This window comes from Lysinibacillus sp. FSL W8-0992, assembly GCF_038008685.1.
GTDB lineage: Bacteria > Bacillota > Bacilli > Bacillales_A > Planococcaceae > Lysinibacillus.
The window spans coordinates 3703305-3717964 of the sequence record NZ_JBBOZQ010000001.1 but is presented as its reverse complement, the minus strand read 5'-3'; the positions used below and the strand labels follow the sequence as shown (position 1 = coordinate 3717964).

Sequence of the window (14660 nt, the reverse complement as noted above, 5' to 3'; positions counted from 1 at the left end):
GCTTGAAAGTCACAACAATACACGAAGGTCTAGGTTTTTTGGGCGAATAAGTTGGGTATTCTAAAGAGAAGATTATCAAAATTGTTCGTTGTAGAATGGTAGGGGATTTCATGCGCAACATTATTATTATTACGCTTGCTTCAATATTAATGGCCTTTGCATATAATTTTTTATTAATACCGCATGAGATTTTGAGTGGCGGATTAAGCGGGATTGCCATTATGCTTGGTATTGTTACACCTCTAAATACAGGTGTATTGAATCTTTTATTAAATTTACCGTTGTTAATTTTAGGTGTGATGAAGCTAGGGAAACGCTTTATTGCGTATACAATATTGTCAGTTGGGGTAATGTCCCTATCATTGTTAATCATTCCGATTTATAAGGCAACAGAGGAACCGATATTGGCATCATTATTTGGTGGGGTTATTGTTGGCCTGAGTGTCGGTCTAATTTTCCGTGCATCTGGTTCCTCAGGTGGCTTTGATATTATTGCTATGCTTTTAAGTCGCAAAAGAGATTTTCCTCTTGGTGCACTTATTTCAGCAATGAATGGGATAGTAGTGGCGATTTCAGGTTTTGTTTTTAGTTGGGATGCGGCATTGCTGACGCTCGTTTCAATTTATGCCACAGGGAAGGTTGTCGATACAATCCATACGAGTAATATTAAGCTAACGCTTATGATTATTACGAGCAATGGTGAGGATGTGAAACAACAACTGTTAACTAGACTGCATCGGGGCATTACGATGATGGATGCTAAAGGCGGATATTCAGGTGAAGGACGAAAAGTGCTAATTACCGTTATAACACGCTACCAGCTGGCGGAAGTGAAAAGTTTAATAAAAGAAGTAGATGCGAAAGCATTTGTAAATATTTTGCAAACGACCGAAGTAATCGGGGTGTTTGATCGTGGTTCTAAATAATAAAAACATGCATTGATGATTAACTTAAATATAGTTACTTTTGAAAAAAATGTATTTTAAAAGCACGCGTTATTGATTATAATGATAATCGAACGTGTGTTTTTATTTTCTAGGATAGAAGGATGGGGTAACGATGCAAAAAGATACGATCCATGCATTTTGTTTAAAGCTACGCGGAACGACTCATGATTACAAAGAAGAATGGCAGGCAGACCGCTATCATATAGGGGGGAAAATGTTTGCGATGATGGGCGGAGATGCTACAAGAAAGCCTATTATTACTTTAAAATGTGAACCTAGTCGAGCAGAAGAATTAAGAGAAACCTACGAAGGAATCATTCCAGGGTACTATATGAACAAAACTCATTGGAATTCGATTTATATGGATGCGAATATTTCAGAAGACTTACTTGAAAATTTAATCCAGCACTCTTATGACCTCGTGTTCGCAAAGTTAACAAAAAAAGCCCAATTAAGTGCCAGTCACTCAAACAATTCAGAATTTTTATAGTTGGTTGCGGGAACGCACGCAATGTAAGTCGCAACAGACCACGCGATAGCGAGGGTTGCGGCTTACGTCGTGCCGGAAGTGCCAGTCACCGAAACAATTCTGAATTCCGAAGTGCCAGTCACTCAAACAACTAAATTAAGAATTATAGCCCAGCTCACCATAAGGCTGAAGCTTTTCAAGCCACTGTTCTTCAAGCTTTTCAAGTTCCTTTTTTGCATCAAAATAGCCTTCTTCTTTTTCCTTCAAATACTCCACTACCTCGAGCTGAAAAGCATCTTTGCCAAATGTATTGTAGTCAGCTTGTAAAGCTTTATTCGTATAAGTATTTGTTTTTAACATAAACTGAAATCCGTTTAATCGTTTTAAGTTATTGAAGCTTCCAACAAACACTTTACCATTATGTTTGTTCGTCATTGTAAAAACGCCTGCTTCAATTTTCATTTCTTTATACATTTCTTTTAATTCTTTTTTATGATCCATTGTTAACCCTACTTTCTTATTTTTTTACCCAATAAGCACTGCCATCATCTTGACGATCCATAAAACCGTATTGAATTAAATAGCGACGAATTTGTACATAGTCCTCATATATTGGCTGAATTATTGCATTGAGCTCTTTTTCTGTATACTCTTTTGACTCATCAAAAAGCTTTGTAATAGCACGTAGCACAACGATTTTATGCTTTTCTCGTTTTGGGAAGCGGACGAGCTCTTGACCGATGCCATTAGGAAAATATTTCTCAAGCAACTGTTGTTCTTCAGTAAGGGTGATATTATAGCGATCGTCGACCATCGTAGCCGTTTTGTGAATTGGCACAAAAGAATCTTCCTTCTGATCTTGTTGTTTTAATAGTTCCATCATGGCAAGGAATGTTTTAGCTTGACGTTCTTTTTCCTTTAAAGCAAAACGATGATGTCGAATAGTTGTTGCGCTCCCAATTTCTAGCTCTTCTTTAATTTCCTGATCGGTTTTGCCTTCATAAAAAAGGCGCAAAATATGACTTTGATGTTCTGTTAAACCTGTCATTTTTTTATTTAAACCATTTAAGTAATGAAAAACTGATTGGTGTGTAGCAGTAATATGGTGTTGCATAAATTTTTCAGCCTCATATAGTACATCTTCATGTGGATAAATAATACCTTTTTCAATTTTCCCCCCACAAAGAAGGCAAGTGTAGTGTGTGGCTTCATTTGTATAGCCATGCGTAATGTCCTCAATCGAAGCCTGCCAAAATAATTGATTTACATCCATTGTGAAACCCCCTAAAAACAAACGATTATTTATTTTGTTTATTTATTTATATTTAAAATAACAAAATGTTTGTGAAAAATCAATGAAAAGACACATCGCGTTTGAAAGCGATGTGCCCATATTGACTATTAGTGATTTTTCTTTTTAAAAATAAAGACTGATAAAATAGCAAGCACAATGAAGGTTACAAGAATAACAATATAGCTTGTTGAGGTGCTAAGTGAATGCCCATTTAGCTCATAAACAATACCATAGTTTAGCTTATAGCTTTCCACTTGTGCAACAGGAACACCGTCAAAAACCTTCGTTATTGAACTTTCCATAAAAGCATTGCGCAAAAGTAATGTAGTATGACTGATTGGAAAATACATAATAAGCTGTTGGGCAAAGTTTGGTAGAACGCCAACAGGGACGTAGACACCACACAAAAAGCCTAGTACTGTGCCAACGATTGTACTCAGTGTTGAAAAAGCATTTTGTGTGCTAACAAATAGTACGAGAAAAACATTAAATACGCTCGCGAGTAATACGGATAATAATAGTATACCAATTACTTTAATTAGGGCACCAAAGCTAAGTAAATGACCGCCAGTGGCCACTAAGAAAATTTCACAGCCTACTAGGGCAATGAGGGAAAAGATACAGCCGATAATAAAGGCATTCATGACATAGCTCATCTGAATTGTTGCACGGGAAATAGGGGCAGTTAGGAAATCTGCTGTCGCCTTTGATTCAATATCACGAACGACAATAGCAAATGCTGCTAATGTTGTTGTAACAGCAATCATTGATAATAAGCCGGCCACTAACCATTCATTGACCATTGCAATCAATTCTGGTGTAGCCTCTGTCATTTGCTCGATTGCATCGACTTGCATTTTTTGAAGAAATACCGCGTATAGAACGATGACAATTATAACGGAAAGGAGGGAGAAAAAGACTTGGGTTTTATCTCTCCTGAAAACCTTGTTATTACGTTGAATTAAGCTAAACATTGCTTCCATTACGTAGCATCTCCTTGTGCCATAATATGAATAAAGACATCGTCCATTGTTCCTTTAATAACTTCAAACGAGGCTAAAAAGGGTTCTGCACTTTTTAAAAGTGTAAGTGCATGCATAGTAGAGTCCACTCGAACTGAGAAAACGCCTTGCTTTTCGGTGAAATGTAATGTGGTGTCTTGCAGCCATTCTAACCCTGAAGAACGATCATGAAATACAAGTGCCATTTGGTCGTATGCATATTTTGTTTTTAAGAAATCAGGTGTTCCTTCAGCGACAATGCGACCTTGATTTAACACAATGACCTGATCTGCAACTGCAGCTTCTTCCATATAGTGCGTTGTTAAAAATACCGTCATATTTGTTTCTTCCTGGAGTTGTTTAATCGTTTGCCAAACGAATTGGCGTGTTTGTGGATCGAGTCCAGTTGTTGGTTCATCTAAAAATAATATTTGTGGTCGATGAATGAGTGCACGTGCTATATCTGCGCGTCTTTTTTGACCACCAGACAATGTGCCATATTTTTGCTGTTCAATATCATCTAAATGTAAATAGGTAGAGACAAATTGATAGTTTTCAGCAAGCTGTGTTCTCGATAAACCATATGTTTTACCGCGGTGTACAATATTTTCACGAACCGTTAATCGTTCATCGAGTAGGCTTTGCTGGAATACAACGCCGATTGATTTTCGAATTTCTGCATTATGAGACCTCTCATCGAGCGTATAACCGTTAATCGTTACAGTACCACTTGATTTTTGTAATAATGTGCATAATATTTCAATGGTCGTCGATTTCCCAGCACCATTAGCACCTAAAAAGGCGAAGAGAGAGCCTTGTTCTACTTTAAAGGAAATTCCTTTTACTGCTAATTGTTCGCCATATTGCTTTTGTAAATGCTCGACTTGAATCGCAAACGTCATATTTGTCTATTCCTTTCTTTTTTTGATTTCATTATTGATTTCCTCAATATCGTTCTTTTGAAGTACATATAAAATGCACCATACAATGAAATAAATAATGATTTCCGCAATGAGCACATACAAAACTCCTGAATGTTCGAACCAACGGCCAAAATAGCCTGCTACCATTACGAACAACGTCACTGCAATAAAATGCAGAATAAGCTGAGTGGAAAATAGTAAACGTTCTATGTCAAAAATGATGGACAGAGGACCTATTGCTGCTCCGAGTATGGCTGCAATGATTATTTGTTCGAGTAATTCCGGTCCTGATGCCAATCCATGATTAGAAATGAGACTTAAGGTCACTAAAGTGTAGGATGAGCTAAGTGAGATGAGTAGACCAATAATCATCATGCGTAATACTCTCATATTATGAATCCCTCCCAATACCTAATTGGCGTTTTAATTCTTTTAAATACTTCCGGCTGACATGAATGGACACATCATTATCTAGCAATAATTCTGTTGCGCCAATTTTGCCCATCTGAATAGAAGCAATTTTATTAATGTTAACGAGGGTGGATTTACTCACTCGTGCAAAATCTTTCGCTAATTGCGCTTCGAGCTCATATAATTTGCGTTTTGATTCAAATTCTTGCTCCTCTGTCTGTAAAAAGACTTTAGCGCCTTCAGCATAAATTGAATAAATATCTGTAATTTTTATTAAATGAATTTCTTGCTGCAAATAACCATCGAGCATGGTCGTTTGGGCTGCTTGCAATTGCTTCATCAATTTTTCGATGTGCTCGTTATACTCCTTTGCATGTATGTGGATCTCGGTTTCTTCTAGCGCGCTATTAATCATTAAATGAATTTTCATTGGAGGCCTCCTCTGGTAATACGTATTACCTCATCTCCTATAAAAGGAAAGGCATTTATTTACTGAATCAGGTTAATATTAATGTAGCATAGAAATTTTTAGATAAGATAAATTGTTTAATAAGTGGTAAAAATTAATGATTAACAGGTAGGTTTTATTCAATAACTGCTGTTAATGTCCACTGCGTGTAGACGCAGGACTGTAAATATCTGAAAATTCATAATTGTTTTAGTGGCAGGCACTTTCTTTAAGAAGTTTGGAGGAGTAGCAAATTGACTAGGTTGCGGTCATAATAGAACTATCATTCTTGAGGGGTTGCTAGCAATGTATACATTTTATAAACAGATGTTCTTAACATTATGTATTGGGTTGTTAGGAGCGCTGTTATTTCAATTTTTACATATTCCGATGCCGTGGTTGCTTGGGGCAATAGCCGCTGTACTTTGTGTACAGTTATTTACAAAAGTACAATTACAATGGCATAAATATTTTCGAAATATTGGTTTAATCGTAGCGGGATATTCCATTGGCTTTGCCTTTACTAAAGAAGCGGTACAAGATATTCAACAGTTTTTAGGCAGTATCATTGTACTGAACTTGATTTTTATCCTGTTATTTTTTGTTATTAGTTTTATAGTAGCAAAACGTACTGAGTTAGATTTTCCGACCGCGCTAACATGTTGCGTCCCTGGAGGAATGACACAAATTGTTGCCTTTGCTGAGGAGCAAGGGAATATGAATATGGCTGTGATTACGTTTTATCAGGTGTTGCGAGTACTATTAATTGTTGGCTTTGTACCATTAATGGTGACAGGCATAGGCGAAAATATCGTCACTGTTGATGGAAGTCTTTCATTGCGATTATTCATTTTACTCCTTATTTGTGGAATGGCAGGGTGGCTTGCCCAAAAGGTGAGAATTCCAACAGGCTATATGTTAGGTCCAGTATTTTTATTAATGGGCTTGAATATAGCTGGTCTTGAAGTGCCCAAAATGCCATTATCGTTTCTTCATATTGCACAGCTCGTTATTGGTATTTATATCGGCCTGCTACTGAGAAAAGAGGATTTACATTTATCAAAGAAGCATGTTTTTTACGCATTTATTTCAGCGGGTCTTTTTATAGGTTCTGCATATGCTTTATCATTTGTTATGAAAAACTTGTACGGGCTTGATTTTCGCACAGGTTTTTTGAGTATCGTACCGGGTGGGCTAGACCAAATGGGGATTATCGCTGCATCTGTTCATGCAAATGTGACCATTGTGACTGCATTTCAGCTATTCCGTGTGTTGATTGTGTCCATATTCCTTGTACCGTTAGTGAAAGTATTTGTGAAAAAAGCGAACACGTAAAAAAGATTGCTCATAAGGTTTATCGATGAGCAATCTTGAGTTATTAATATTTAAACTGATGAATTAAATTTTGCAGGGTTTCTGCGTTTTTTGTAAGGGTAGTTGCTGCATCGTTAATATCCTCCATCGAATAGAGGTTTGTTTCAGCAATCTGTGAAACGACTTTTGACTGCTCTCGTGCATCGACGGCTATTTCAGCCATAATTTGAGTAGATGCATTGGCCTGTTCAATACGAGCATATAACTCTTCAGCAATCCCTGAAACTTCTTGAATTTTATTTGTGACAACAGCCACTTTTGTTGTAATGTTTTCAAATGCAAGATTTGTTGTACGAACAATTTCTACACTTGAAGCGGCTTCTTTTTCACTTTGTTCCATATGCGCACTCGCTTCTTGTGCAAGCTGCTGCATCGTATGAATGGTCTCGGTAATTTGAGCAGCAGATGTTTTAGATTGTTCAGCTAATTTACGAACTTCCTCTGCAACGACTGCAAAGCCCTTACCATGTTCTCCTGCACGTGCTGCCTCAATGGATGCATTTAAAGCAAGTAAGTTTGTTTGGTCAGCTATTGCATGAATGACCTCGACAATATTTCCGATTGTATTAGCATGAGCATCAAGTGCAACGATTGACTTGGCACTTTCTAAAACTGCTTCTGTCATAGCCTGCATCTGCGCTTGCATGGCCTGTGCTGTTTTCTCACCATGTTTCGCCGTATCAAAAGCTTCTGTAGCATGTGATGATACTTCCATATTTGTTTCCGTTACATGTTGAATACCGCCAGCAATATCATACATGGCTTCGGCGTTTTCATTAGCACTTTGTTTTTGCGTACTTGCACCACTTGCTAATTCTTGCATATTCGCTGTTAATTGTTCAGTTGTTCTCGTTGTGGAGCCTGCCGTTGCAGATAGCTCAGCGGATGAAGCAGATACTTGATTGGCTGTTTCATCTACTTGATGCATCATTTTACGAAGTGTTTCGAGCATGGCATTGAACGATTTGGCAAGATCTCCAATTTCATCTTTTGTGTTGACAACGAGTTGTTGTGTTAAATCGCCTTCTCCAGCAGAAATTGTTTCAAGCTGGGTATTTAAACGTTTTAAAGGTTTTACAATATTACGCACAAGTAATGTACCTGCAATTACAGCAATAATTGCAGCTATGAAGGCTACTACCCCCATTTTGAGCATCATTTTTTGTGCTACCGAACTAATTTCAGAGGAGGGAACACCGGCAAAAATCATACCAATTGTTTCTCCATTAGCATTTTTTATCGGTCCATATTGAGTGAAGTAAGGTTTACCAACTACATTAGCTGTTCCACTATATATGTTTCCTTGAGTAATAACGGCTTCTGTTACTTTCGGATCGGCAGTTGTGCCAATTGCACGCTGTCCATCTACCATAACATTTGTATTAACGCGTGTATCATTAGCAAAAATTGTAATAGCTGCTTCGGATAACTCTCCTAATTTATCAATTAATGCAGTTTCGTTCGCTATTTTTGCGTCTCCTTTGTAAAGTTCACCATTTTCCAAATGCCATTCACCTGGCAATGTTTGCTCCAAATTATAGACACTTAGATCATAGATTTGGCTAAGGCGTGTATTATTTTCTGATTCAAGGGTCGTTTTCATTTCACTAATATTTACAAGTCCAACAGCAATTAAAACAAATAAAATAATCGTCACAATTAGCAAGCTCATTTTCGTTTGCATACTTAAGTTTTTCATAGATCCCTCCACATTTTAATCCACATAAATAGACAGCAAGTTATTGCTAAAATACTTGCTGTTTTTGCATTCGTTTAAGGAAAACATTTCTATTTTTACTAGTATATAATTACTTAAGCTTTTTGTATATTTCTAAATTAAATATAATTAGTGAATTTTAGGCTGTGTTTTTTGAGAATATTGTACTAAAAGGGTTGATGTGAAAGACATTTTTTGCATTCTATTTTCCTATTTGAATGAATTGCAAGAAATCCTTTCGAAGTATCGCCTTACTACTTCGAGTAATCCATATAAAATATACATTCCCAATTTCTATGTAATATGGTATGATAACACTAATTATAAGAACGGAGGTGAAAAAGGATGAATCAAAACGCTACGAGAACAAGTGTAAAAGTGGATACCGCTATGTATTTTGCACGTGTTCTAACTTTCGATTTTGCTAACAACGGGATAGGTCTGTCTATTTTTAAGCAAAATCAAATACTACACGTAGCGGATTAGCCATTCTTTTTCACAAATAAAAAAGGAAAAGACTGCTTGTTAATCGAGCAGTCTTTTTTGTTGTCTAAAGATGTTTTTTCGCACGTTTTATGGAGGAAAAACAATGCAAATTAAGGCTGAACAAATTCAAAAGGTAATAGGTGGAAATATATTATTTGAAGGGCTTCAACTGGAAGTCAATAAAGGGGAACATGTAGCTATTGTAGGTGTAAATGGCAGTGGTAAAACGACTTTACTACAATTACTAGCAGGTATAGATGTACCTGATAGTGGTCGTATTATTAAAAGTAAAGGAACAACAATTGGCTATCTACATCAAATTCCTAGCTACCCTTTGCTTACAGTAAAAGAAGTGCTGGAGCAAGCATTTGCTGAAATCTATGCGCTAAAAGCAAAAATGACTACGCTGGAACAGGAAATGCAAGCGAACGTTTCAGACAAAGTATTACAACAATATGGTCATGTCCAAGAACAATTTATGTTGCAAGGGGGCTATGAAATTGATGCTCAACTAGCGACCATTGCAAATGGACTTGGTATTACGTCATTACTCCCATTGCCATTTGCCAGTATAAGTGGCGGTGAAAAAACAAAGGTCATGCTTGGTCAAATTTTGCTAAGTAACCCGTCTATTTTACTATTAGATGAACCAACAAATCATTTAGATATGCAAGCAATTGAATGGCTCGAAAACTATACTCGTAATTTTTCTGGCATTGTCATTGCCGTATCGCACGATCGTCAATTTATGAATCAAATGGCACAAAAAATCATCGAAATTGAGGATGGAGAGGCGTTTACGTACAAGGGGAATTATGACGATTTTATTGCGCAAAAAGAAGCGAAAGTTGAACAGCAGTTTGCTGAATATGAAGAACAACAAAAGAAAATAAAAAAAATGCAAGAAGCAATTAAGCGTTTAAGACAGTGGGCAAATGAAGCGAATCCACCGAATGCTGCATTGTATCGCCGTGCTAAAAGTATGGAAAAGGCATTAAACCGGATAGCGCGTGTCAAAAAGCCTATCACGAAAAAGAAAATGAATTTAGCATTAACGATGGCGGAACGAAGTGGCAAGGAAGTCGTACAAATGAAAGCGGTAAGTCATGCTTTTGATAAGCCATTATTGCAGGATAGTCATTTATCGATCTATTTCGGAGAACGGTTGGCGATTGTGGGCAATAACGGTAGTGGGAAATCTACATTATTAAAAATGATGTTAGGAGAAATTGTACCGAATCAAGGGACATGTAAAGTAGGGAATAGTGTAACGATTGGCTATTTGTCTCAACAATTTGAACATGAAAATCCGACCATTCGTTTAATTGATGCTTTTCGAGAGAGTGTATCCGTATCAGAGGCAGAGGCGCGTCATATGCTTGCACAATTTTTATTTTATGGATATGACGTATTCAAGAAAGTGAAGGACTTAAGTGGTGGTGAAAAGATGCGTCTGCGTCTAGCACAGCTGATGCATGAAGAGATTAATTTACTCATTTTAGATGAGCCGACTAATCATTTAGATATTGAGGCAAGAGAAGTATTAGAGGACACGCTTGAATCTTTTGAAGGTACAATCATCGGTGTATCGCATGACCGTTACTTTTTACAAAAGATCTTTACAAAGATTGCATGGATTGACCATCAAACAATTCATGTATATGAAGGCGACTATGAATGGGCGAGGACAAAGCACCTACCGATAGACCAAGTACTGGCAGTAGAAAAAATTACAAAGACAATTGTACAAAGTAATAAAGAGCTCCCAATTGATGAACAAATTGAAAAGCTAGAGTTTAAATTATCTGAACCAACACTTGTTAAGGAACAACGTCAAAAACTAGAGCAACAACTAGAAGCACTATATGATAAATGGCTGGAAGGGGGTTCGGACTATGCTTAAGCTAGAGCACATAATAAAACTAGACATTGACTATATCAATAGTTTTAGTGAGATGGAACGTTGTGCACAAGGTGTATTCTTTTACAATAAGGAAATGCCAACGTACTTTGACGCTAATCATGCGCATATTTGGAAAAAGATTGAGCAAGAGGAGAAGTTTTTAACAGACTTAAAACGTTTTTATACGTCAAAAGGACTTATACCGAGAATGTATTTATACAATTTAGAGGAAAATCATCATTGTATCGAGGCATTACAAGCACATGGCTTTCAATATGAATCTTTTACAGATGAGGTACAATGCTGGAATGGAGTAACTGTTCAATTACCGGTTAATCCAGCAATTCAAATTGAACGTGTAACAAATGATAATGTACAGGAAGCACTAGCAGTTGAAATGAGCATATCCACATTTGGTGAACCTGCTATAATAAAAGAGGCGTTCGATAAAACTTATCGTTCACAGCATTTTACCTATTATTTATTAAGGATGGACGGGGTAGCTTGCTGCACGGCAAATATATTTGTTTCTGGTAAACAAGGAAGAATAGAAAGTGTAGCTACTTTAGAAAACTATCGTGGAAAAGGTTTGATTGGTTATTTGTTACAACATATTCAAAAAGAATCTGTTATAAACAGGCTAAATTATTTATGGATTTTGCCTATTAGTGAGCAAGTCGCTAATGTCTATACAAAAGCGAATTTCCATTCATTAGGTAAAATAACATCTATCCATGCATTTACTGAAGGAAAAAGTATTCAAGAAATAAGGTCAGCAAAATAAACGTTTGTTAAAAAAACTTTAGAATCTTAAAAGTATATTACTTGAAAAAAAGTGGTATTCGATTTATTGTCTTTAGAGATACTTGTTTAATGGACTTGGAGGATATGAAATGCACGGAATTTATATACGCTACAATGTCTCAGAAAAAAACCAAGAAGCAACATGGCCACGTAAAGTGGATGCATTTGCATATGTTCAACGAGGTAAGCCACAACAAGGGAATGACAACATGCTTTCGATGGAGGAGCTACGAAGTCATGCGATTCGTTATATTAAAAGTTTAAAAGAAAATGCGAGTTTACATTTAGTGGAACAACATAATGGTGAAATTGAGCATTTCGGTCGACGATATGTGGAATCATTAAAGGTAAAAGAAAATATCGATTCGCAGCTTATTAATCTTGAAGAAATTCGCCTACTATTGCAATTAATGAATGTATTGAATTTATCGCATAGTTTTGGAGAAAATGCGGGGAAGATACTACGTCAAATTACGCCATATGCTAAAGATGTAGAGAATTCAACGTTCCAAACTACGCGTGTAGAGCGTCATTTTTATTCAGAGATAATTGAACAAATCGAAATGGTATACGCACGCATTTTGCGCCAACATAATCCGTCCACGACAGAAATGCAGCAATCGGAAAAATTATGGACTGCTGTTTGTGAGCAAGCAATTGACAAGGTCGAGGCACGTATTGAACGCTTATCTTCTATTAAATTAAAGCATGAAAAAAATTTATTAGAGTATAGTCAGTTGAAGCAACAAAATATCGAGGCGAAGGAACGCTTAGATCACGCTGTTCAGGAGCTAGATGCAATATTAAATGTATTAGAATCCTAATTGAAAGATAAAAGCATGTCGCCAATTGGTTTTTAAATCCAATCGGCTGACATGCTTTTATTTTACGTTATTTTTTTCTGCTTCTTCACGTTTCCATTGACGATAAACACGGAGTAAATCAAAGCCAAGTACTATCACAATAAGATAGAAAATAGGGCTATTATAAGATAAACCGATTTCTGATTCGCCGCCTAATAATGTGAGCACAATCCAAAGGCCAATTGTATAGAGCGTTAATCCAGCATACGCCTTTTTGGATATCTTTTTATATGTACCTTTTGAAGTTACCATTTGTATACATACAAGAACGATTAATATGACAAGGATAATTTTCTTCGACAATAGCTCTGCTAGCGTCGTGGCAGGGAAAAAATCATTGACAAATAGTAAAGTGAAAAATAAGAAAATACAAACATTTAAAACGGTGGATAGCTTCATGCAATATCTCCTTCGATGCCTTTATTCTTTTCTATTGTAACATGGTTTGAGTTTGCACAGTGGTTTATTCATGGTTCAGCTATGGAAGTGAAAAAAACTCTAATTATTCTATTTCGAGCAGTTAGAGGAAATAAAATAGAACTATTTTTTATTATTTAATCTATAAAGAACTGTTGAAAATTGCTCTCTTGTAAGTGGCTTTTGTGGGTTTTGCCCATTTAATAAACCTTGTTCTTGACACCATGTCCATCCTGCTTCATGCGATTTGTCAACAGGTCGTTCCACTAGCCCTAACATAGTATTAATGAATACTAATTGTTGAAATATTATTTGACAGTCAGCTTTTAATTCTTCATATTGTGACATGGTGAAGCCTCCTTTATCGCTAGTCAATTTATCAAGTTCTTTTTGAACTCTATTTAAGAATGATGCCCATCTTCCTTCATCAAGAATGCGATGCGGACAATATTTACCACTCCAATCTTGATGCTTTCTTACTCTGTCAATTTTCCAACCACGTTCTTGTAAAAGCTGTGCTATGAATTGAATAGCTATTTTTTCAGCATTTGCATAACGTTCACCACCTGATTTAGAATAACAAATTTCAATACCAATTGATTGCATGTTTCCATGACCTTTACCATCTCCACAATGCCACCCATTCCGGTTTAAAGGCAATCCCTGAATTACCTCCTGATCGTCTACCGCAAAATGGTAGGATACTTGATGGTTATTACTAATCATATAATTGATTTCATTTGCTGCTGATGCATCATTCGCTGTATTATGTATCGTTAAATATTGAGCATCCATGGTATATGGACATTTAAGATTATATTTTGAGGGTGTTACTAAAAGTTGTTTAATATTTATTGTCATTAAAATCATCTCTTTTCGGCTTTACATATGCCAATGCTCTTTGAGAGTCACTGAGATTGGCCGTTGTAGGATCTAAAACGGCGTTATAGATACTAACGCCCATTAAAGCAAGTACGTAGGGATTAGAAAGCGCGTTGACCATTAATGTCCATACACTTCCCCAAGTAGTCAAATCAGCTCCAGTGATGCCATAATAGGCGAATAAAGGGGTAATAATTGATAATCCGAATGTAATCCAAAATTGAGGGTTACAAATACGGACTTTCCAATTGATTTTCATGATATACCATTCCTTTCTTTATTAACCTAGCCACTTAATAATTTCTGCACCTATAATTGTAAGTGGGATAAGTATCCACCAATGTAGATATTGTTTGATTGTGTCACTAATTGAAAGGTTATCCTTTGCAGATTCATATTTTAAGTCTTCTTCAATGCTATCTACTCGTTTACCAATACCTTTTACATCATCTTGCAGCTCTACTTGTGACATATTTAGTTTAGTAAGATTAATGTTGATGTTATTGAAGGTTTTATCCATTCGATTTAATTGAATTTGTTGGTATTTATTCATTTCTTGTTGTTGTTCTGAAACGACTGTTAAACGCTGTAATAATTCATGATTACCTTCTAATTTTGAAATTCGTTTTTCATGATTCTTCATTTCTACTTCTACAGAAGCCAATCGTTCCCCATGTTTTTCGCTTTGCACATTCATCACCAACTTTAAAAAATTATAAAA

17 protein-coding genes and 1 pseudogene are annotated in these 14660 nt (G+C 36.3%); 7 read left to right on the top strand and 11 right to left on the bottom strand.

The genetic code is table 11. The features are described 5' to 3' along the window. Positions 1 to 110: 110 nt before the first annotated feature. Together NSQ74_RS18655 and NSQ74_RS18650 are read left to right on the top strand one after the other, a co-directional pair. Positions 111 to 926: a YitT family protein gene (locus NSQ74_RS18655; protein ID WP_340825312.1), complete on the top strand. Its 816-nt coding sequence runs from the start codon at positions 111 to 113 to the stop codon at positions 924 to 926. 133 nt (positions 927 to 1059) lie between these two features. Further along, positions 1060 to 1437 (top strand): MmcQ/YjbR family DNA-binding protein, encoded by a 378-nt coding sequence (locus NSQ74_RS18650; protein ID WP_340825311.1) that lies wholly within the window; start codon positions 1060 to 1062, stop codon positions 1435 to 1437. Positions 1438 to 1572: 135 nt separating this feature from the next. Here NSQ74_RS18650 and NSQ74_RS18645 read toward each other — a convergent pair whose 3' ends face one another. The 6 genes from NSQ74_RS18645 to NSQ74_RS18620 form a co-directional block, all read right to left on the bottom strand. Further along, entirely contained in the window at positions 1573 to 1917 is a 345-nt protein-coding gene (locus NSQ74_RS18645) for a GIY-YIG nuclease family protein (protein WP_340825310.1), read from the bottom strand. A 16-nt stretch (positions 1918 to 1933) separates the two neighbouring features. Next, positions 1934 to 2689 carry a DUF2087 domain-containing protein gene (locus NSQ74_RS18640; RefSeq protein ID WP_340825308.1) on the bottom strand — a complete coding sequence of 252 codons (756 nt, stop codon included), beginning with the start codon at positions 2687 to 2689 and terminating at the stop codon, positions 1934 to 1936. 128 nt (positions 2690 to 2817) lie between these two features. After that, positions 2818 to 3693, bottom strand: a complete 876-nt coding sequence (locus NSQ74_RS18635; RefSeq protein ID WP_340825307.1) for an ABC transporter permease — start codon at positions 3691 to 3693, stop codon at positions 2818 to 2820. Next, positions 3693 to 4613: an ABC transporter ATP-binding protein gene (locus NSQ74_RS18630; protein WP_340825306.1), complete on the bottom strand. Its 921-nt coding sequence runs from the start codon at positions 4611 to 4613 to the stop codon at positions 3693 to 3695. Before NSQ74_RS18630 ends, NSQ74_RS18635 begins: the two co-directional genes overlap by 1 nt. Positions 4614 to 4619: 6 nt before the next feature. Further along, positions 4620 to 5024, bottom strand: coding sequence for a DUF3021 domain-containing protein (locus NSQ74_RS18625; protein ID WP_340825304.1), 405 nt, complete (start codon positions 5022 to 5024; stop codon positions 4620 to 4622). A gap of 1 nt (position 5025) precedes the next feature. Beyond that, on the bottom strand, positions 5026 to 5475 hold the full coding sequence (locus tag NSQ74_RS18620) for a LytTR family DNA-binding domain-containing protein (RefSeq protein ID WP_340825302.1): 450 nt from the start codon (positions 5473 to 5475) through the stop codon (positions 5026 to 5028). A gap of 324 nt (positions 5476 to 5799) precedes the next feature. Here NSQ74_RS18620 and NSQ74_RS18615 point away from each other — a divergent pair, with 324 nt between their 5' ends. After that, complete coding sequence (locus tag NSQ74_RS18615; protein WP_340825300.1) at positions 5800 to 6828, top strand: AbrB family transcriptional regulator; 1029 nt, start codon at positions 5800 to 5802, stop codon at positions 6826 to 6828. Between the two features lie 43 nt (positions 6829 to 6871). Here the strand turns inward: NSQ74_RS18615 and NSQ74_RS18610 are convergent, their stop codons facing one another. Next, positions 6872 to 8566, bottom strand: a complete 1695-nt coding sequence (locus NSQ74_RS18610; RefSeq protein ID WP_340825299.1) for a methyl-accepting chemotaxis protein — start codon at positions 8564 to 8566, stop codon at positions 6872 to 6874. Positions 8567 to 8929: 363 nt separating this feature from the next. Between NSQ74_RS18610 and NSQ74_RS18605 the strand changes: the two genes are divergently transcribed. From NSQ74_RS18605 to NSQ74_RS18590, 4 genes are all read left to right on the top strand, one after another. Next, positions 8930 to 9070 (top strand): RAxF-45 family protein, encoded by a 141-nt coding sequence (locus tag NSQ74_RS18605; protein ID WP_340825298.1) that lies wholly within the window; start codon positions 8930 to 8932, stop codon positions 9068 to 9070. Positions 9071 to 9173: 103 nt separating this feature from the next. Further along, positions 9174 to 10973 carry a ribosomal protection-like ABC-F family protein gene (gene abc-f, locus NSQ74_RS18600; protein WP_340825296.1) on the top strand — a complete coding sequence of 600 codons (1800 nt, stop codon included), beginning with the start codon at positions 9174 to 9176 and terminating at the stop codon, positions 10971 to 10973. Beyond that, a complete protein-coding gene (locus NSQ74_RS18595) occupies positions 10966 to 11757 on the top strand; it encodes a GNAT family N-acetyltransferase (protein ID WP_340825295.1) in 792 nt (263 codons plus the stop codon). The genes abc-f and NSQ74_RS18595 overlap by 8 nt, the downstream gene beginning before the upstream one ends. 109 nt (positions 11758 to 11866) lie before the next feature. Further along, positions 11867 to 12601, top strand: a complete 735-nt coding sequence (locus NSQ74_RS18590; RefSeq protein WP_340825293.1) for a hypothetical protein — start codon at positions 11867 to 11869, stop codon at positions 12599 to 12601. 57 nt (positions 12602 to 12658) lie between these two features. Here the strand turns inward: NSQ74_RS18590 and NSQ74_RS18585 are convergent, their stop codons facing one another. From NSQ74_RS18585 to NSQ74_RS18570, 4 genes and pseudogenes are all read right to left on the bottom strand, one after another. Then, on the bottom strand, positions 12659 to 13039 hold the full coding sequence (locus NSQ74_RS18585; RefSeq protein WP_340825292.1) for a hypothetical protein: 381 nt from the start codon (positions 13037 to 13039) through the stop codon (positions 12659 to 12661). Between the two features lie 378 nt (positions 13040 to 13417). Continuing rightward, positions 13418 to 13918, bottom strand: a pseudogene (locus NSQ74_RS18580) (peptidoglycan recognition protein family protein); the annotation flags it as partial. Further along, on the bottom strand, positions 13902 to 14198 hold the full coding sequence (locus tag NSQ74_RS18575) for a phage holin (protein ID WP_340825291.1): 297 nt from the start codon (positions 14196 to 14198) through the stop codon (positions 13902 to 13904). The gene NSQ74_RS18575 and the pseudogene NSQ74_RS18580, both read right to left, overlap by 17 nt. A gap of 21 nt (positions 14199 to 14219) precedes the next feature. Further along, positions 14220 to 14630, bottom strand: a complete 411-nt coding sequence (locus tag NSQ74_RS18570) for a hypothetical protein (RefSeq protein WP_340825290.1) — start codon at positions 14628 to 14630, stop codon at positions 14220 to 14222. Positions 14631 to 14660: the final 30 nt, after the last annotated feature.

Coding starts and splice junctions, on each gene's coding strand:
- NSQ74_RS18610 (WP_340825299.1), bottom strand. CDS start 8,566: ATGAAAAACTTAAGTATGCAAACGAAAATGAGCTTGCTAATTGTGACG.
- NSQ74_RS18585 (WP_340825292.1), bottom strand. CDS start 13,039: ATGAAGCTATCCACCGTTTTAAATGTTTGTATTTTCTTATTTTTCACT.
- NSQ74_RS18575 (WP_340825291.1), bottom strand. CDS start 14,198: ATGAAAATCAATTGGAAAGTCCGTATTTGTAACCCTCAATTTTGGATT.
- NSQ74_RS18625 (WP_340825304.1), bottom strand. CDS start 5,024: ATGAGAGTATTACGCATGATGATTATTGGTCTACTCATCTCACTTAGC.
- NSQ74_RS18620 (WP_340825302.1), bottom strand. CDS start 5,475: ATGAAAATTCATTTAATGATTAATAGCGCGCTAGAAGAAACCGAGATC.
- NSQ74_RS18605 (WP_340825298.1), top strand. CDS start 8,930: ATGAATCAAAACGCTACGAGAACAAGTGTAAAAGTGGATACCGCTATG.
- NSQ74_RS18590 (WP_340825293.1), top strand. CDS start 11,867: ATGCACGGAATTTATATACGCTACAATGTCTCAGAAAAAAACCAAGAA.
- NSQ74_RS18630 (WP_340825306.1), bottom strand. CDS start 4,613: ATGACGTTTGCGATTCAAGTCGAGCATTTACAAAAGCAATATGGCGAA.
- NSQ74_RS18655 (WP_340825312.1), top strand. CDS start 111: ATGCGCAACATTATTATTATTACGCTTGCTTCAATATTAATGGCCTTT.
- NSQ74_RS18615 (WP_340825300.1), top strand. CDS start 5,800: ATGTATACATTTTATAAACAGATGTTCTTAACATTATGTATTGGGTTG.
- NSQ74_RS18640 (WP_340825308.1), bottom strand. CDS start 2,689: ATGGATGTAAATCAATTATTTTGGCAGGCTTCGATTGAGGACATTACG.
- abc-f (WP_340825296.1), top strand. CDS start 9,174: ATGCAAATTAAGGCTGAACAAATTCAAAAGGTAATAGGTGGAAATATA.
- NSQ74_RS18650 (WP_340825311.1), top strand. CDS start 1,060: ATGCAAAAAGATACGATCCATGCATTTTGTTTAAAGCTACGCGGAACG.
- NSQ74_RS18645 (WP_340825310.1), bottom strand. CDS start 1,917: ATGGATCATAAAAAAGAATTAAAAGAAATGTATAAAGAAATGAAAATT.
- NSQ74_RS18595 (WP_340825295.1), top strand. CDS start 10,966: ATGCTTAAGCTAGAGCACATAATAAAACTAGACATTGACTATATCAAT.
- NSQ74_RS18635 (WP_340825307.1), bottom strand. CDS start 3,693: ATGGAAGCAATGTTTAGCTTAATTCAACGTAATAACAAGGTTTTCAGG.